Origin of the sequence: Amycolatopsis thailandensis, from assembly GCF_042723255.1 — a bacterium.
Classification (GTDB): domain Bacteria; phylum Actinomycetota; class Actinomycetes; order Mycobacteriales; family Pseudonocardiaceae; genus Amycolatopsis; species Amycolatopsis thailandensis.
Genome location: NZ_JBHXJK010000011.1, coordinates 1 through 16,781, shown reverse-complemented (window position 1 = coordinate 16,781; position 16,781 = coordinate 1). Strand labels below are relative to the sequence as shown.

The window sequence follows — 16,781 nt, the reverse complement described above, 5'->3', positions numbered from 1 at the left end:
TGCGCGACGGAGGGGGCGTTCAGAGCTCGAACCCGAGCCTGAACGCCCCCTCCGGGACCTACCTGACGAGCTGGCCGGTCAGGCCATCGGAGGCTGGTCGCGCCACCACCGCTGCCCGGCCTCGGGCAGCGTGGAGATCGGGTCGTAGTACGGGTAGCGACGCTGCAAAGCTTCGGGGTCCTCGTGTTCGATCCCGGTGCGGTAGTTCTTGGTCCAGTAGGAGATGCCGAGCTCCCGGTCGTAGTCGGCGAGCTGGTGCACCCACCGCTTCCCGACGTAGGGGACGTCGCAGACGATGCGCGGGGTGGCGTAGCCGGGCAGGTAGCCCATGATCGCGTGCTGCAGTTCCTGTGCCTCGTGCACGGAAACGCGCCAGTGCTCGGCGTTGGGGATCATGTCGCACATGTAGAAGTAGTACGGCAGGATGTTCGCTTCGCCTTGCAGCGCGAAGCAGAGGTCCAGCAGGTCCGCCGGGGTCGCGTTGACGCCCTTCATCAGCACACCCTGGTTCCGCACGTCACGGACGCCGACGTCGAGCGCGGTCCGGGCGGCTTCGGCGACCAATGGGGTGACCGACTGGGCGTGGTTGACGTGGGTGTGGATGGCGAGGTTGATGCCGCGGCGCTGGGCGGTGCCGGCGACGCGTTCGAGGCCTTCGACGACCTTCGGCTGGATCCAGTGCTGCGGCAGGGCGGCGAGCGCCTTGGTGGCGAGCCGGATGTCGCGGACGGTGTCGATGTCCATCAGCCGCATCAGGAACGACTCCAGCTGCGGCCACGGCACGTTGGCGACGTCGCCGCCGGAGACCACGACGTCACGTACGCCGGGGGTCTTCTTCAGGTACTCGATCATCGCGTCCTGGCGGTCGACCGGCTTGAGCGAGAGCTTGTGCTTCTCGATCTGCTCGGTGGAGTTGCCGACCAGGTCCATCCGCGTGCAGTGCCCGCAGTACTGAGGACAGGTGGAGATCATCTCGGCGAGGACCTTGGTGGGGTAGCGGTGGGTCAGCCCCTCCACGACCCACATCTCGGCCTCGTGCAGTGAGTCCCGCTCGGAGTGCGGGTGACTCGGCCATTCGGTGTCGCGATCGCTGCGCACCGGGAGCATGTAGCGGCGGATGGGGTCGGCGTACCAGGCCTCGGTCACCTTCGCCGGGTCGGTGCCCGCGTTGGGCGCCATCGTGTTGATCATCTGCGGCGGCAGCAGCATCGACATCGTGGCCATCTCGCGCTGGTCGGCGAGCATGTCCTCGTAGAAGCGCTCCTCGAGCTGGTCGCCCATCAGGGCGCGCAGTTGCTTGGCGTTGCGGATGCAGTGCACCCGCTGCCACTGCGCGTCGCGCCACTGTGCCTCGGTCACGTCGTGCCAGCCGGGGAAGCGGCGCCAGTCGGGTTCGATCAGTTCGACTCGGGTGTAGTCGTAGGGCTGATCGTAGGCGGCCACCGGCGAGGTCGGTTCCTGGATCGCAGTCACTTGTACTCCTCGTCGTCGGAAACGCGTGAAAATATCCTGTCACATCGTTCGGACGACGTAAATATTCCTGTCTTGCCCGGAGTGTCAGGCGGACACTGCCTCCTGGTTCGAACGGGCTCGAAGATGTTCGAGGGCAGCGATTCCGGCGATCAGCGCGGCGGCGAGGAGGAGCAGGCCGGCCGAATAGCCGAGGTGATGAACCGCTTCGAGCCGGGTCGGTGACGCGTTTTGCTCACGGACGCCGACCGCGGTCATCACCCCGGCGCCGCCGAACACCAGCACCGAAGCCAACGGTCCGAGCACGGGCACGACGACACCGTCCTCGGCGAGACGAGGACCGGTCGTGATGATCGCCGCGACGACGGTGGCACACAGCAACGCCAGCAGCAGCGCGCCGGGAATCACCGCGTTGTGGTCGATCAGTTTCTCCGGCACCCCGCCGGTCCCCAGATCCAGGATGAACAGCACGAGCGCGGACACCACAGCCCCGCCGACCGCGAACTGCACCCGCCGGCGTGACACTCCCACCACGCAGCCGGCGGCGACACCCGCCACGGCCGCCAGCCAGCTCAGCACCGGCTGGAACGCCACCGAGTACACCGCCAGTAAGAGCGGCGCCATCGCGCCGACCTGCACACTCGCCGACGTCGCGGCGGCGAAGAACGCCCGCGAACCGGCGATCGCGCACGCGACGACCCCGCCGACGAGCACGATCAGCCCACCGATGGCCACGACGACGTCCGGATGCCTGCCGATCGATTCGACCGGCAGCTCGAGGACCTCGCTGATCTTCACCACGTCCACCGCCTGCAACGCCATGGGCAGCAGGACCGCCATGATCGCGGCGGCCGCGAACCGGGGCGTCAGCGGACGCGACTCCGGCCATTCCGGATCCCGCGCACGAACACCACGAGTGACGACGGCGAGCACCGCTCCGGCAACGCTCAACGCGGTGAGGATCAAATGCCAGGCCAGACCACCTGTCGCGAGCATCAGCCACGACGCGCCCGCCAGGCTCGCGGCGAACAACTGCGTCCCGACCGTGAGCCCGATCAGCACGAGTCCTGCCGTGCGAGCGCCTCGCCGCCAGAGTTCCTGCGCGGCGGCGAGCACGGCCAGCAGCACCACCGGTGGCCCGGCCGGCGCGATGATCGACAGCGACGGATGCGCACCCAGGTCCGGGAACAGATGCACGAGGGCGGTCGGCAGGGACAGGACGACACCCGCCACCAGCAGCCACGGCCACCATCGCGTCAAGAACACCGCGGCGAGCACCGCGACCAGCGGCACCAAGGAGACCGCCACCAGATCGGCAGGCCAGGCTCGCGGTGCGGCCAGCGCGATCAGCGGCCGCAGGATCGAGGTGTCGCGAACGGCGGTGAAAGCGACCACCGCCCCGAGCCCCAAGGCAGCCGACAAGGTGGTCCCGACGACGGATCGATCAGCTCCCCAGCTCATTTCATCGACCCTAACCACGTCGTGATCATCCGCACGCTGCAAACTCGGAAGGGTGACCAACGCGCGAACCACGCTCCTGCTCGGCGGGCGCATCTACAGCCCTTCGGCCCCCGACGCCACCGCCATGGCGATCACGGACGGCACTGTCGTCTGGGTGGGCCAGGACGGCCCGGCCAAAGCACTGCATCCCGACGCCGAGGTGATCGCCCTCGACGGCGCCTTCGTCGCCCCTGCCTTCGTCGACGCGCACGTCCACGCCACCGCGACCGGTCTGCACCTCACCGGGCTCAACCTCGCGAACATCCGCAGCGCCAGTGAACTGCTCGCCGCGGTCCGCGACGCAGCCCGGCCCGGCCAGGTGCTGGTCGCGCACGGCTGGGACGAGTCACGCTGGACCGACGCCAGACTGCCCAGCCGCGCGGAGATCGACGAGGTCGCGAACGGGACTCCGGTGTACCTGAGCCGGGTTGACGTGCATTCCGCGCTCGTCTCCAGCGCACTGGTCGCACTCGCCGCCGGGGTGCACGACGCGCCGGGCTGGTCGCCCGACGGGCCGTTGACCCGCGACGCGCACCACCGCGTCCGTGCCGCGATGCGTGAGGCGATCACCCCGCAGCAGCGGCGCGAGGCCCAGCGCGCTTTTCTCGCCGAGGCCGCCGCTCGAGGAGTCGTCAGCGTCCACGAATGCGCGGGCCCCGACATCTCCGGCACCGAAGACCTCACCGACCTGCTCGCACTCGCCACGGAACCGGGGCTCCCGGAGGTCGTCGGCTACTGGGGTGAGCGCGGCGGCGTCGACACCGCCCGCGCGCTGGGCGCCAGGGGGGTCGCGGGTGACCTGTTCGTCGACGGCGCGCTCGGCTCCCGCACCGCCGCGCTGCACGAGCCGTACGCGGACGCCCACGGCACCTCCGGGACGCTTTACCTCGACGCCCCCGCGATCGCCGAGCACATCAGCGCCTGCACCGAAGCCGAGCTCCAGGCCGGTTTCCACGTCATCGGCGATGCCGCCGTCGCCGAAGTCGTGGAAGGATTCCGGCTCGCGGAGAAGACTGTCGGCAGGCGGGCGCTGGCCGCCCGGCACCACCGGCTCGAACACGTCGAGATGATCGACACCGAGCAGGCGCGGGAACTCGCGGGCTGGGGCGTCGTCGCGTCGGTCCAGCCGCAGTTCGACGCGGAATGGGGCGGCCCGCACGGCATGTACGTCGACCGCCTCGGCGCCGATCGGGCTCCGAAGCTCAATCCCTTCGCCGCCATGGCCTCCGAAGGGCTCCTGCTCGCCTTCGGCTCCGACGCTCCCGTCACCCCGGTCGACCCGTGGGCCACGGTCCACGCCGGTACCTACCACCGCACGCCCGGATCGGGACTGTCCGCTCGCGCGTCCTTCACCGCCCACACCCGCGCCGGTCACCGTGCCGCCGGGGTCAACGACGGCGTCACCGGCAGCCTGGTCCCGGGGGCTCCCGCGCATTACGCGATCTGGGACGCCACGGACCTGGTCGTCGCGACCCCGGACTCACGGGTTCAGCGCTGGTCGACCGACCCACGCGCGGGCGTGCCGCCGCTGCCGAACCTGGCCGAAGGGGCGACACTGCCCCGCTGCCTGCGCACGGTCCGCGACGGGCAGGTCATCCACGATGTGTTCACCCGGACGGCCTAGGGTTCAGGAGTGTCCTCGACCGTGACGAACCCGGACCCCGAAGCAGCGCCCCGGAAGCGGTTCTCCCGCGCCTGGCTCCTGCGTTTCCTCGTCGCCGCGGCGTCGGGTTTCACCCTGTATCTGAGTTTCGCGCCGCGGCCGCTGTGGTGGCTCGCGCCGCTGGCGTTCACCGGCTTCGCGCTGGTGGTGCACGGGCGCAGATTCCGGGGCGCGTTCGGCTACGCGTTCGTGTTCGGGATGGGGTTCTTCCTGCCCCTGCTGACGTGGCTGCTGGACTTCCTCGGCCCGGACTTCGGGCCGTGGCCGTGGCTCGGGCTGGCGATGGCGCTGTCGGTGTACCTCGGGTTCGGCGGTGCTTTCGCCACCGTGGTCTGGAGGCTGCCGCTGGGACCGCTGTGGGCGGCGCTGGTGATCATCGCGCTGGAGACACCGCGGACCTGGTTCCCGTTCGGCGGTTTCCCGTGGGGCCGCGTGGCGTTCAGCCAGCCCGAGGGCGCTTTCGTCTCGCTGGCTTCGATCGGTGGCGCTCCGCTCGTCGGTCTCGCCGTCGTGCTGACCGGGTTCGGGATCGCGGCGCTCTGCCTGCGGCTCAAGGGCACCGACCCGCGACGTTCCCTGGTGGCCGCGTCGGTGCTGACGCTGGTGCCGGTGGTGGCCGGGCTCGCCGTGTGGCCGACGATCGGAACCGAGGCGCAGGACGGCGAACTCACCGTCGCCACGGTGCAGGGCAACGCCCCCGACATCGGCCTGGCGCTGGAAGGCCGCCGAGACGAGCTCCGGAGCAACCACCTCGCCGAAAGCGCCCGGCTCCTCGAAAAGCTCAAGGCGGACAACACCAAGGTCGACCTGCTGATCTGGCCGGAAACCGCGATGGCCATGCGCACCGGGGACGCCGGCGTCGACCAGATGGTCCGCGACTTCGGCAAGCAGGCGATCATCGGCGCGCTGGTCCGGCTGCCCGACGGTACGGCGCAGAACTCCGCGCTCGTCTGGGATCCGGTCACCGGACCGGGCCAGCGCTACGCCAAACAGCAGCTCGTCCCGTTCGGGGAGTACGTGCCCGCCCGCGAAGTCGCGAAGCTGGTCACACCGTTCGTCGACAGTGTCGCGAACATGACGCCGGGCGACGGTGCCAACGCCGCGCTCTCGGTCGCGGGGACCAAGGTCGGCGTCTTCATCTGCTACGAGACCGCGTTCGACTACCCGGCCCGCGAATCGGTCGCCGACGGCGCGGAACTGCTCGTCGTGCCGACCAACAACGCTTGGTACGGCCCGGGGGAGATGAGCTACCAGCAGCTGGCGATGTCGCGGCTGCGAGCGGTCGAGCATGGCCGGTCCGTGGTCGTCTCGGCCACCAGCGGAGTCAGCGCGATCGTCGCCCCTGACGGTTCGATCACGGCCTCCACCAGCCTGTTCACCGCAGACTCCCTGGTGGGGCGCGTACCGCTGAGGCAGCAGACTACGCTGTCGGATCTACTCGGTGTAACTACGGAGTACGGGCTGCTGGCCCTGGCGATCGCCGGGGTTACCGGCGGGTACGTGATCCGTTTCCGCACCCGGCGCGCGAGCGCCGCCAAGGCAACGAGGGAAGCGGCGGGCTGACCCGCCGGAACACGGAGGAAAAGCGGATGGCGCAGGCGCCACGGGGGGCCCAGGGAATCGACCCGGTGCTGGTGGTGGTCCCGACGTACAACGAGCGGGACAACATCGGCCCGATCCTGGAACGCCTGCTCAAGGCTCTCCCGGACGTGAACGCTCTCGTCGTCGACGACGGCAGCCCCGACGGGACCGGCGACGTCGCCGACGAGCTCGCGAAGGCCGACGAGCGGATCCAGGTCATGCACCGGACCGAGAAGGCCGGCTTGGGTGCCGCGTACGTCGCGGGGTTCCGCTGGGGCCTCGCCCGTGATTACGCGACCATCGTCGAGATGGACGCCGACGGCTCGCACGCGCCGGAGGATCTTCCCCGGGTCCTGGCGGCCCTCGAGGACGCGGACCTGTCCATCGGCTCCCGCTACGTTCCGGGCGGCAGCACGGTGAACTGGCCGTTCCAGCGCAAGGCGCTGTCGTGGGTGGCGAACTTCTACGCGAGGGTCGCGCTCGGCACGAAGATCAACGACATCACCGCGGGCTTCCGCGCGTACCGTCGCACGGTGCTGGAGAAGCTCCCGCTCGACGAGATCGCCTCGCGCGGCTACTGCTTCCAGATCGACCTGGCGTTCCGCACCGCGCTCGCCGGCTTCGACGTGGTCGAGGTGCCGATCACCTTCACCGAACGTGAGGTCGGTCAGTCGAAGATGAGCGGTTCGGTCGTGCGCGAGGCGATCGTCCTGGTCGGCATGTGGGGGGTCAAGCGCCGCTGGCAGCAGCTTCGCGGCCTGGTCAAGAAGGACTGACCCCCAGCACGCTCACGCCGAGCTTCCCCAGTTCCTTCACCGTCGGTTCGTCCGGCGCCGCGTCGGTGATCACACCCGCGACGTCGGACAGCGGGAGCACGGTGAACGGCGAGGCCGCGCCGATCTTCTCCGAGCTGGCCAGCACGTAGGTGTCGGCGGCGCGTTTGGCGAGGGTGCGTTTCATCGCGGCCTCGTCCGAGTCGCCGGTGGTGAGGCCCGTCTCGGGATGCACGCCGGTGACGCCGAGGAAGAACAGGTCGGCGTTGATCCCGTCCGCCGCCTCGGCCGCGGCCGCTCCGCAGGTGACGGCGGAGTGTTTGAAGAGCCGTCCGCCGATCAGGAAGACCTCGACCTTCGGATGCGTGACGAGCGCGGCCGCGACGGTGGGACTGTGCGTGACGATGGTCGCTTCGAGGTCGACGGGGAGCGCCTTCGCCAGCGCGAGTGCGGTCGTGCCGCCGTCGAGGATGCTGGTCGATCCGAGCGGGATCAACGCTGCTGCACGTTTCGCGATGCGTTCCTTGCCCGCGACGCTGACCGCCATCCGCGTCGCGTAGTCCGCGGTGGCGGGGGAGACCGGCAGAGCGCCGCCGTAGACCCGCTGACACAGTCCGGCGTCCGCGAGTTCTCGCAGGTCACGGCGAATACTGTCCTCTGACACGCCGAGTTCGGCGGCGAGGTCCTTGGCCACGATCCGGCCTTCGGTCTTCAAGCGTTCGATCAGCAGGTCTCGTCGTTGCGCAGCCAACATATGCACATTCCTCCTTGTTCCTGCCGATTGTTGCACATTAGGCTCCGGTGCATGAGCAAACCTCTGATGATCCTCATCGCCGGCCCGTTCCGCTCCGGCACCGGCGACGACCCCGAACTGCTCGCCCGCAACCTCGCCCGGCTCGAAGAGGCCGCCTGGCCGATCTTCCGCAGCGGACACGTGCCGATGATCGGCGAATGGGTCGCACTCCCGGTGCTGCGCGGCGCAGGCGGGAAGACCGTGGCCGACCCGGTCGCGAAGGACGTCATGTACCCGACGGCCGACCGGCTGCTGCACCACTGCGACGCCGTCCTGCGCCTGCCGGGGGAGTCCACCGGTGCCGACCAGGACGTCGCCATCGCACTGTCCCGCGGCCTGGCGGTCTATCACCGCGTCGAGGACATCCCCGGGTATCAAGCCGCGTAGTTCGTGGCCGGCGCTTCTCGACTGTCCATACGCTCGGTACTGCTAGGCCGCGCTGAGCAGGGTGGTCGTGAGTGGCGTTTCGGGTTATTGAGAGGCAAGGCCAAGGTGGTGTGATCGAGTCTCCTGTCGAGCAGGGCTTTCGCGGCCCGGCCTGAACTGGCCCGCGGGAGCAGATCGCGACTTCGGCTGGAACGCCCGTTTTGGGGACTTTGCGCGGCTTTGCGAAGAGGTCGTGAGTGATAAAGATGGTTAGAACCCTCTTTGCCACTCACGACCCCACGCAGAACAGCCCATGCGGGCATGAATCGGACGCTGAATTGCCGCTAGGTGTCCCATGTGGACACGCGGGCCGCGACCGGCCCGCCGGCCAGTCCGAACCCTGCCCTCAGGGCAGCGCGGACGCTGGTCCGACCTGACCAGGGCCCTATCGGTCAAGTCGCCGCTCAAGCCGCCTGAAGTTCCGCCAGCACCGCCTTGATCGCCGGACTGGCCTCGGCGCTGCGGCGCCACGCCGCGTGCACCTCGCGCGTCGGCGGGCGCCGCAGCGGCCGGACGACGAGGCCTTCGGCCAACGGCGGGCGCGCCAGCCGCGGGATCAGCGCGAGCACTTCACCCGAGGTGACCAGAGACAGCTGCGTGGAGAAGTCGTCCACCAGATGCCGTACGTCGGGCTCCTCGGGCGAACCGGCGAACAACCGCCGGAACCACTGATGGCAGACCGTGCCCGGCGGACTGGTCACCCACGCGTGCCCGGCCAGATCCGCCCCGCCCAGTCGTGCCTCGACCCGTGCCAGCGGATGAGTCCTGGCCATGACGACGTCGCCGAGGTCGGTGTGCACCAGCCGCCGGGACAGGGCAGGCGACAACGGGGCCGGCAGGCCATCGGCGTCGTGCAGGAGGGCGAGATCGGCGGTTCCGGCATCGACGCTGTGCAGCGCCTGGTCAGGGTCCTGCTCGCTGATGTGCAGGCGAAGATCGGGATAGCGCCTCAGCAACCGAGGGTGGACAGGGGCGAGCAGCCCGCGGATACCCGTCGAGAACGCCGCCACCCGCAGGACACCACGAGGCGCACCCTCCGCGACCGACTGAGCCGCCTCGGCGCAACGCTCGAGTGCCTGGAACACCTCCAGCGAGGAGTCGACGACGGCCTGCCCGGCCGGGGTCAGCACGACTCCGCGTCCCGCCGGAGCGAGCACCGGCATCCCGATCTGGCGCTCCAGCCGCTTGATCTGCTGCGACACCGCGGAGGCGGTGAACCCCAGCTCGTCCGCGGCCCGAGCCAACGTCCCCAGTGCGGCCACCGACCTCAGCGCCCGTAACGCCCCGACCTCGATCATGAAGCCAGGCTACGCAATAAAGACCAAAAAGCATCGCTGGACCACAGGTATCGACGCCGACAGGATCAACGGCATGACCGAACCGCTCTTCGGCTCCAACCTCGTCGCCATGGTCACCCCGATGGAACCCGGCGGCGCGCTCAGCGAACCCGGCCTCACCGGCCTGGTCGACCACCTGCTCACCACCGGCTGCGACGGCATCGTCGTCGGCGGGACCACCGGCGAGTCACCCACCCTCACCGACTCCGAAGCCGCCCGGCTCGTCCGCATCGTCGCGAACCTTGCCGGCAACAGCGCCCGCGTGATCGCCGGCGTCGGCACCTACGACACCACCACGTGCATCCGGCGCGCCAAGGAAGCCGAAGCCGCCGGAGCCGACGCGCTCCTGCTCGTCTGTCCCTACTACTCCAAGCCGACCCAGGCCGGGATCGTGGCGCACTGCCTGGCGGTGGCCGACGCCACCGAACTGCCCGTGATGCTCTACGACGTCCCCGCCCGCACCGGCACGGCCATGGAAGCTGCCACCCTGATCGAACTCGCCCGCCACCCCCGGATCCGGGCCGTGAAGGACGCCAAAGGCGACCTGTTCGAAGCGATGTCCGTCATGACCCGCGCCCCGCTGGCGTACTACTGCGGTATCGACGAACTCAACCTGCCCTACCTCGCTGCCGGGGCCACCGGCCTGGTCAGTGTCGTCGGCAACGCCTTCGCCGACCGCAACGCCGAGCTCATCCAAGCCGTGCGCGGGGGAGACCTCGACACCGCGCGAGCGGTCAACGCCGCACTGCTTCCCCTCGCGGACGCGTTCATGCGCACTTCGCAGGGAGCGATCATGGCCAAGGCCGCGCTGACCGAACTCGGCGTCATTCCGCACGCGACGGTCCGGCTCCCGCTACTCGAATCGCCGCCGGAGCATCTGCTGCGGCTTCGCGATGCCCTCGCGCCCGTCGCCGCGGTCGCCTGACCCGCGCGCGCCGGATGTCAGGAAAGGGTCGTTCCTGACGTTTTACGTCCTGAACGACCCTTTCCTGACATTCCCGAGACATGACGAAGCCCCCGCGGAGGGAGGTCGCGGGGGCTTCGTCGATTCGTGGTGGGGCTAGCTACTTGTGCCGTGCGTCAGGCGGACCGGGTGGTCCTGCGTCCCTTCAGCTCGGCGAGACGTTCGTTGAGCAGATCTTCGAGCTCCGGAATCGAGCGACGCTCCAGGAGCATGTCCCAGTGCGTCCTCGGGGGCTTGACCTTCTTCTGCTCCGGCTGCCCGCCGTCCACGATCTCGGACTCGCTGCCGTGCAGCCTGCACTCCCACACCGAGGGGATCTCGGCGTCGTCGGAGAAGGGCACCTCGAACTCGTGGTTCTTGGGGCAGGCGTAGCGCACGGTGCGCCGAGGGGCGAGGTCGTGGTTGCGGTCGGTCTCGTAGCTGACCGCTCCCAGCCGGCTTCCACGGAGAACACGGTCGGCCATGATGGGGGTCCTTTCAGTCAGCTCCGGGTGGAGCCAGGGTGATGCTCACCCTATGCAACGACGAAGACGGCCAGAGGATTCCCTGAACACCATGTCCTTGCTCACGATGAGCTGTGTCACCCGGTGGCAACAGCTTCTCCTAGTAGGAGTGATTTCGCGCTCTGGCGTGACGTCAATACGGCCATCTTGGTGCGGATATCCCCCAGATGGGCTAGTAGTACGCCTGTCACGTCAACCGTAACTGACCGTGTTGGGCTGAGGAGGGCCCCAGGTCACCCAGTCGAAAGTGTCGACGGCACAATACCTGATAACGGACAGTGTTCATGTCGCCCTCGGAACGTGATGCCGGTGAAGTTTCAACTAGCGACTGCTCGGTATCCGCCACCACGACGGTGTCCCCGGCCCGCAGAACCTCACCGTCGGCCACCCTCGCGTTGAACCGTCCCGTCTGCCCACACCAGCACAGCACCTCGACCTGAACCGGCTGCAACTCGTCCGCCAGCTCGAACAACCGCGCCGCCCCCGGGAACAGCACACTCCGGAAATCCGTCGCGATCCCGAAGCAGTACACGTCGATCTGGACGTCATCGGCCAGTTCAGCCAACTGATCCACCTGATCGGGCGACAAGAACTGAGCTTCGTCGACGATCAAGTAGTCCACGTGCCGACCGGCCGCCCACTGCTCACGCACCAGCAACCGCAGGTCGGTCTCGTTCCCCACCTCGATCGCCTTGCGCGTCAACCCGATCCGGCTGGTGATCTGCGGCTCACCGGACCGGTCGTGCCGCACCAGCACCATCCCGCGACGACCCTGCCGCGCGTGGTTGTGGTCGATCTGCAACGCCAGCGTCGACTTCCCGCAGTCCATCGGCCCGTAACAGAACTTCAACTTCCCGACGACCGGCACACCCCGCCGTGAACCCGCCACCGGCACCGACGACAACGCGTCCGTGGGGTCCGGGCCACTCTCCTTCAGTACGGTCACGACGGTCGACCCTATCGGCACGCTCCGTCCTCACAGCACCGCCGGTGGTCGGTTACCCGCGGCCTCGATCGCCCGGCGCACCGGAACCAGCCACACGAACACGAAACCGAGCACGAAGAAGATCACCAACGCGATGATCGCCCACCGGAACGAGCCGGTGATCTGCCCGACCGCCGCGAACAACAGGGGACCGAGCCACGACGTACCCCGCTCGCCGACCACGTACAGCGAGAAGTACTGCGCGTCCTTCCCCTCGGGGATCATCTGCCCGAACAACGACCGCGACAACGCGTTCGTCCCGCCCAGCACCAGCCCGATCCCGACCGCCACCGCGTAGAACTGCAACGGCTGACCGGCCTCGATGAAGAACGCGAAGCACAACACGACCACCCAAGCCACCAAACTGCCCAAGATCGTCTTCTTCGCCCCGATCCTGGCCGCGATCGCCCCGTGGATCATCGCCCCGGCATACGCCAGGAACTGGATCACCAGGATCGTGACGATCAGCACCTGGGTGCTGTACTTCAGCTCGTCCTTCCCGTACTGCGCCGACACCGCCACCACCGTCGTGATCCCGTCGGTGAAGACCAGGTAGCTCCCGAGGAAGGCCAGCGTCAGCGGAAACGCCCGCGCCTCCTTGATCGTCTGCTTCAGCTCCTTGAACCCGGCCGTCAGCACCGACAGGCCACGCTCGGCCGACTTCGGCACGTGAGTCTGGGGGAGGGCCCGCACCGCCGGGACCGTGAACACCGCCCACCAGATCCCCGACGTCAGGAAGCAGATCTGGATCGCCAGACCTTCGCTCACCCCGAAGAAGTCATGCCCCATGAAAAAGCCCAGTTGCAACGCCAGCGCCAGACCACCACCGAGATACCCGAACGCCCAGCCCCTCGACGACACCGCGTCCCGCTCGTCCGGCTCCGCGATGTCCACCAGGAACGAGTAGTAGACGACCAGCGCGCCGCCGTAACCGATGTTGGCCAGGATGAACGTCCAGACGCCGACCTCCCAGTTCGTCCCCGCGATGAAGAACATCAGCGCCGACGCCACCGCGCCCAGGAACGCGAACCCGCCGAGGATCCGCCGCTTGTGCCTGCTCCGGTCCGCGATCGCGCCGGCGATCGGCAGCACCAGCACCTGCGTCACCGTCGCGATCGACAGCAGATAGCCCCACAAAGACCCCGCGGGGAAATGCAGCCCGAACAACGAGACGTCGCAGCTCTGCAACGTGCTCGAAGCTCCACTCGAATCGGTACACGGCCTGTCCCCGTTAAGGGTGAAATTCGCCTTGGCATCCGCGGACGCGATCTCACTCAAATAGAGCGCTCCGAACACCGTGATGACCGACGAATAGAACGGCGAATTGGCCCAGTCGTAGAGGTACCAAGCCCGCCACACCCGCTTGCGTTCACGGGTCACGGCCACCGTCATGCACTGCTCCTGAAGTCGAGAACGTCGAGGTCAGCGGGAGACTACTGGTGATCACGCCCGCCTGTCCGGCGCGAGTCCGGACCGTGTTCGTTTCGACGCGTGACGAACCCTTCCCGTCCATCCGCCAGACCATCGTCGGCGTGTCGCTGCCACGAACCGCGTGTGTTTCATGTGAGGCTGGTGTGCGAGCTGCGACTCTTGTGAAGCAAGTGTCCGTTATTTACTGTTCCGCTCATGAGGACCCATCGCCTTCGCACAGCACACCGCGTAGTGGCGAGAACGCTCCTGCTCGCCCTCGCCGTGACGGGCTTGCAGATCGCCACCACCGGATCCGCCGCCGCGGATCCCCACGGCTCCTACTGGGCCAAGCTCCGCATGTGTGAATCGAGCGGGCGCTACAACATCAACACCGGCAACGGCTACTACGGCGCCTACCAGTTCGACCTGCCCACCTGGCGAAGCGTCGGCGGCCAAGGACGACCCGACCAAGCCAGCCCCCGCGAACAGGACTACCGGGCCCTCTACCTCTACCGCATGCGCGGCTGGCAACCCTGGGAATGCGCCGGCAAACTCGGCTTCCGCAACGACAGCGACGGCCGCAGCAAACGCGTCCCGTCCTACGAGGACTCCGCCTACATCGGCGGGGGAGGACAGCCCGCGCCGCCACCGCCCCCCAAGCCGAAGCCCACCCCGCCCGCACCTCCCGGCGGACCCAAACCCGCCTGGCCCGGCGTCGTCTACGCCTACGGCGACTGCGCGGCACCGCTCAAGCAGTTCCAACTCCGGATGAACGCCTACGGTTACGGCTTCACCGGAACCGGCTGCTACTACGACAAGACCCGCGAAGCCGTCCTCGCCCTCCAGTGCGCCAACGGCATCAACGACTCGGGTCGCCTCGGCCCCAAGACCTGGGACGCCGCCTGGAACGGCAAACCACCCCGGTAACCACCCGCGTTTAGTCCTCTGAATGCGCTTATACCGCGTTCAGAGGACTAAACGCGAAATCAGGACGGCCAGGCGCCCCGCTCCTGAAGCACCTCACGCAGCAGATCCGGCCGATCCGTCACGATCCCGTGCACCCCCAGATCCAGCAACGTCCGCATCTCCGCCGGATCGTCCACCGTCCAGGTGTGCACCTCGAAACCACCACGCGCCGCCTGCCGCAGGAACGCCCGGTCCACCACCTTCAACCGTCCCTGCCGCACTGGCACCTGCGCCATCGCGCCCCTCGACAACGACCGCAACGACACCAGCGGCAAAAACCCGTTCGCCCACATCACCGCCACCGAACGCGGCCCCATCGCCGTCACCAGCTTCGGCCCCGCCAGCTTCCGGATCCGCGTCAACCGCGCATCGGAGAACGACGCCGCCGCGACCCGGTCATGCGCGCCGGTCCGCTCGATCGCCCGTACGAACGGCACCACGGCATGGTTCGACTTCACATCGATGTTGAACCGCGCTTCCGGCAACTCTTCGAGGACGTCCTCCAGCCGAGACAGCGGCGCCCGGCCCCCGACCTTCGCGGACTTCACCTGAGCCCACGTCTGCCGGGAGATCAATCCGGCACCGTCGGTCGTCCGGTCCAGCGACGAGTCGTGATGCACGACCACCACACCATCCGACGTCGCGTGCACATCCGTCTCGAGGTAGCGATAACCCTCCGTCACCGCCTGCTGGAAGGCGGGCAACGAGTTCTCCAGTCCTTCCAGGTCACCGAGGTGCCAGCCCCGGTGGGCGAAGGCACGCGGGACCGGGTCGGCGAGGTACGGAAACAGTGTCGGCACCCCACTAGTGTGCACTTCCGTCGTGGCCCCGGCGTAAGCGTCCGATGGCCAGCTAGGGTCTGCTTCGTGAGGGAAGTGGCCGAACACCTGAAGACGTCCCCCGAAGAGGTGTCCGAGCTGCGTCGCGCCGGGGCACCCAAACACTGCGGATGGTGCGGCCGACGGCTCGAACAGGGCGGCAACGTCGGCAGACGCCGCCGCTACTGTGGGCAATCCTGTCGGCAGCGGGCCTACGAACGCCGCACCGCCTTGCAGCGCAGCGGCCTCCCGGAAGACGCCGTCGTCCTCTCCGACACCGAGATCGCCACCCTGCAAGACAGGCTCTTCCAACTCCGCTGCGCCGCCGAAGACGTCGTCACCGCGGCCGACGACGGCGCCTCCATCGCCGAACTCCGTGGCCTCGCCGGCGAGATCGCCCAGGCGGCCAAAGACCTCGAACAGCTCCGCTGACCTACACGATCCCGTCCAGCGCCCGATACGTCCGGTTGCTCGCGGCCGCCGCCCGCTGCTCCCGTCCCGTCGCCTCGATGTAGTTCTGGCTGGTCGCCAGGCTCGCGTGCCCCAGCAGGGCCATGATCTCCGACGCCGTCGCGCCGTCCTCGGCCAGCCGTGTCGCGAACGTGTGCCGCAACGCGTGCAGGTTCGCGCCGACCGGCACGCGGTCATGCAGACCCGCCCATCGATAACAGGACTTGACCAGGTACTCCAGCGCCCCGCGACCGATCGGCTCACCCGCCCGATCCCGGAGGAGGGGAGTGGAGGGGCCGAACCGCTGCTGAGGAAAACGACGGCGGCACGAGGCCAGGTACTCCTCGATGATCTTCTCCATGATCGGCTGCACCGGGATCGACCGGTCGCGGCTTCCCTTGCCGTGGACGTGCAAACGCATCTCGCCCTGGCGGCCGACCAGCGATCGCGCCGTCAGCGCCCGCATCTCCGCGGCACGAAGCCCGGCGACCAGCCCGAGCGCGATGACCAGGACGTCCCGCTCCGGCCAGGGATCCCGCGTCCGGCGCGAACCGTCCGCGGCGGCCGCGAGCAACTGCTCCGGAGTTTCCTCACCCCGCAACGGTTTCGGCGTCAATGGCGGCGTCTTCGGCCGGGCGACCGCGCCCATCGGGTTGCCCGCGAGCAGCCCGTCGGACACGCAGAAAGTGAGAAACTGGTTCCAGGTCGACCAAGCGCGCAAGACAGAACTCTTCGCGTGAGTGTCCGCGAAAGCACCGAAGGCGTCGCGGAGCGCTTGGGCGGTGAGCATCTCGACGGTGAGCTCGTCAGGGGAGCGGTCCTGCTCGCGGAGCAGAAGAGCGGTGATGCCCGCGAGGTCGCGGCGGTACGCGTCGGTGGTGTGAGGAGAATCCTTACGGGGACGACGTGCGGCGAAAAAGGCTTGCTGAGCCTCGGAAACCCTCATGGGAACCTTGTACCGCATGGCACCGACAGTCTTACACTGGGTTATATTCCGTTTCATGCATAATAGTGATTATGCATGAAACGGAGTGATGGGTCTGGAAACCCCTCGCGGGGGATCTCGGTCCATGTGCCGCTCCTGGGTGTGTCATGAGGGGTCCCCGTGGGACAAAAAACGTCTCATGGGGACCCCTCATCAC

General features: G+C 68.3%; 16 protein-coding genes. 7 read left to right on the top strand and 9 right to left on the bottom strand.

Annotation, left to right across the window (positions count from 1 at the left end; all coding sequences use genetic code 11):
• Positions 1 to 78 precede the first annotated feature (78 nt).
• Positions 79 to 1,473 (bottom strand): KamA family radical SAM protein, encoded by a 1,395-nt coding sequence (locus ACFWMR_RS06570; RefSeq protein WP_378278365.1) that lies wholly within the window; start codon positions 1,471 to 1,473, stop codon positions 79 to 81.
• An 84-nt stretch (positions 1,474 to 1,557) separates the two neighbouring features.
• Positions 1,558 to 2,931 carry a hypothetical protein gene (locus tag ACFWMR_RS06565; protein WP_378377519.1) on the bottom strand — a complete coding sequence of 458 codons (1,374 nt, stop codon included), beginning with the start codon at positions 2,929 to 2,931 and terminating at the stop codon, positions 1,558 to 1,560.
• Between the two features lie 52 nt (positions 2,932 to 2,983).
• Here ACFWMR_RS06565 and ACFWMR_RS06560 point away from each other — a divergent pair, with 52 nt between their 5' ends.
• The 3 genes from ACFWMR_RS06560 to ACFWMR_RS06550 are packed head-to-tail and all read left to right on the top strand — an operon-like array spanning position 2,984 to position 6,990.
• Positions 2,984 to 4,594: an amidohydrolase gene (locus ACFWMR_RS06560; protein WP_378377517.1), complete on the top strand. Its 1,611-nt coding sequence runs from the start codon at positions 2,984 to 2,986 to the stop codon at positions 4,592 to 4,594.
• Positions 4,595 to 4,603: 9 nt separating this feature from the next.
• Positions 4,604 to 6,196, top strand: a complete 1,593-nt coding sequence (gene lnt, locus ACFWMR_RS06555) for an apolipoprotein N-acyltransferase (protein WP_378377515.1) — start codon at positions 4,604 to 4,606, stop codon at positions 6,194 to 6,196.
• A gap of 26 nt (positions 6,197 to 6,222) precedes the next feature.
• Positions 6,223 to 6,990 carry a polyprenol monophosphomannose synthase gene (locus tag ACFWMR_RS06550; protein ID WP_093938936.1) on the top strand — a complete coding sequence of 256 codons (768 nt, stop codon included), beginning with the start codon at positions 6,223 to 6,225 and terminating at the stop codon, positions 6,988 to 6,990.
• On the opposite strand, the gene ACFWMR_RS06545 is transcribed toward ACFWMR_RS06550, so the two are convergent.
• Positions 6,977 to 7,741 carry a DeoR/GlpR family DNA-binding transcription regulator gene (locus ACFWMR_RS06545; protein WP_093938935.1) on the bottom strand — a complete coding sequence of 255 codons (765 nt, stop codon included), beginning with the start codon at positions 7,739 to 7,741 and terminating at the stop codon, positions 6,977 to 6,979. The genes ACFWMR_RS06550 and ACFWMR_RS06545 overlap by 14 nt on opposite strands.
• Before the next feature lie 51 nt (positions 7,742 to 7,792).
• Here ACFWMR_RS06545 and ACFWMR_RS06540 point away from each other — a divergent pair, with 51 nt between their 5' ends.
• On the top strand, positions 7,793 to 8,167 hold the full coding sequence (locus tag ACFWMR_RS06540) for a DUF4406 domain-containing protein (protein WP_378377514.1): 375 nt from the start codon (positions 7,793 to 7,795) through the stop codon (positions 8,165 to 8,167).
• 443 nt (positions 8,168 to 8,610) lie between these two features.
• Here the strand turns inward: ACFWMR_RS06540 and ACFWMR_RS06535 are convergent, their stop codons facing one another.
• Positions 8,611 to 9,504, bottom strand: coding sequence for a LysR family transcriptional regulator (locus ACFWMR_RS06535; protein WP_378377512.1), 894 nt, complete (start codon positions 9,502 to 9,504; stop codon positions 8,611 to 8,613).
• Between the two features lie 73 nt (positions 9,505 to 9,577).
• On the opposite strand from ACFWMR_RS06535, the gene dapA reads away from it, so the two are divergent.
• Positions 9,578 to 10,468, top strand: a complete 891-nt coding sequence (gene dapA, locus ACFWMR_RS06530; RefSeq protein ID WP_378377510.1) for a 4-hydroxy-tetrahydrodipicolinate synthase — start codon at positions 9,578 to 9,580, stop codon at positions 10,466 to 10,468.
• Positions 10,469 to 10,623: 155 nt separating this feature from the next.
• Here the strand turns inward: dapA and ACFWMR_RS06525 are convergent, their stop codons facing one another.
• The 3 genes from ACFWMR_RS06525 to ACFWMR_RS06515 form a co-directional block, all read right to left on the bottom strand.
• Positions 10,624 to 10,971, bottom strand: a complete 348-nt coding sequence (locus tag ACFWMR_RS06525; protein ID WP_005151365.1) for an RNA polymerase-binding protein RbpA — start codon at positions 10,969 to 10,971, stop codon at positions 10,624 to 10,626.
• 226 nt (positions 10,972 to 11,197) lie between these two features.
• Positions 11,198 to 11,956, bottom strand: a complete 759-nt coding sequence (locus tag ACFWMR_RS06520; protein ID WP_093938975.1) for a thymidine kinase — start codon at positions 11,954 to 11,956, stop codon at positions 11,198 to 11,200.
• 30 nt (positions 11,957 to 11,986) lie between these two features.
• Positions 11,987 to 13,387, bottom strand: a complete 1,401-nt coding sequence (locus ACFWMR_RS06515) for an MFS transporter (protein ID WP_378377508.1) — start codon at positions 13,385 to 13,387, stop codon at positions 11,987 to 11,989.
• Positions 13,388 to 13,657: 270 nt separating this feature from the next.
• Between ACFWMR_RS06515 and ACFWMR_RS06510 the strand changes: the two genes are divergently transcribed.
• Entirely contained in the window at positions 13,658 to 14,332 is a 675-nt protein-coding gene (locus ACFWMR_RS06510) for a transglycosylase family protein (protein WP_378377506.1), read from the top strand.
• Between the two features lie 59 nt (positions 14,333 to 14,391).
• On the opposite strand, the gene ACFWMR_RS06505 is transcribed toward ACFWMR_RS06510, so the two are convergent.
• Complete coding sequence (locus ACFWMR_RS06505) at positions 14,392 to 15,171, bottom strand: glycerophosphodiester phosphodiesterase (RefSeq protein WP_378377504.1); 780 nt, start codon at positions 15,169 to 15,171, stop codon at positions 14,392 to 14,394.
• A gap of 75 nt (positions 15,172 to 15,246) precedes the next feature.
• Between ACFWMR_RS06505 and ACFWMR_RS06500 the strand changes: the two genes are divergently transcribed.
• Positions 15,247 to 15,621 (top strand): hypothetical protein, encoded by a 375-nt coding sequence (locus tag ACFWMR_RS06500; RefSeq protein ID WP_378278910.1) that lies wholly within the window; start codon positions 15,247 to 15,249, stop codon positions 15,619 to 15,621.
• Between the two features lies 1 nt (position 15,622).
• Here ACFWMR_RS06500 and ACFWMR_RS06495 read toward each other — a convergent pair whose 3' ends face one another.
• Entirely contained in the window at positions 15,623 to 16,603 is a 981-nt protein-coding gene (locus ACFWMR_RS06495; protein WP_378377502.1) for a tyrosine-type recombinase/integrase, read from the bottom strand.
• Positions 16,604 to 16,781 lie beyond the last annotated feature (178 nt).

Coding starts and splice junctions, on each gene's coding strand:
- ACFWMR_RS06565 (WP_378377519.1), bottom strand. CDS start 2,931: ATGAGCTGGGGAGCTGATCGATCCGTCGTCGGGACCACCTTGTCGGCT.
- ACFWMR_RS06550 (WP_093938936.1), top strand. CDS start 6,223: ATGGCGCAGGCGCCACGGGGGGCCCAGGGAATCGACCCGGTGCTGGTG.
- ACFWMR_RS06545 (WP_093938935.1), bottom strand. CDS start 7,741: ATGTTGGCTGCGCAACGACGAGACCTGCTGATCGAACGCTTGAAGACC.
- ACFWMR_RS06540 (WP_378377514.1), top strand. CDS start 7,793: ATGAGCAAACCTCTGATGATCCTCATCGCCGGCCCGTTCCGCTCCGGC.
- ACFWMR_RS06535 (WP_378377512.1), bottom strand. CDS start 9,504: ATGATCGAGGTCGGGGCGTTACGGGCGCTGAGGTCGGTGGCCGCACTG.
- dapA (WP_378377510.1), top strand. CDS start 9,578: ATGACCGAACCGCTCTTCGGCTCCAACCTCGTCGCCATGGTCACCCCG.
- ACFWMR_RS06525 (WP_005151365.1), bottom strand. CDS start 10,971: ATGGCCGACCGTGTTCTCCGTGGAAGCCGGCTGGGAGCGGTCAGCTAC.
- ACFWMR_RS06515 (WP_378377508.1), bottom strand. CDS start 13,387: ATGACGGTGGCCGTGACCCGTGAACGCAAGCGGGTGTGGCGGGCTTGG.
- ACFWMR_RS06495 (WP_378377502.1), bottom strand. CDS start 16,603: ATGCGGTACAAGGTTCCCATGAGGGTTTCCGAGGCTCAGCAAGCCTTT.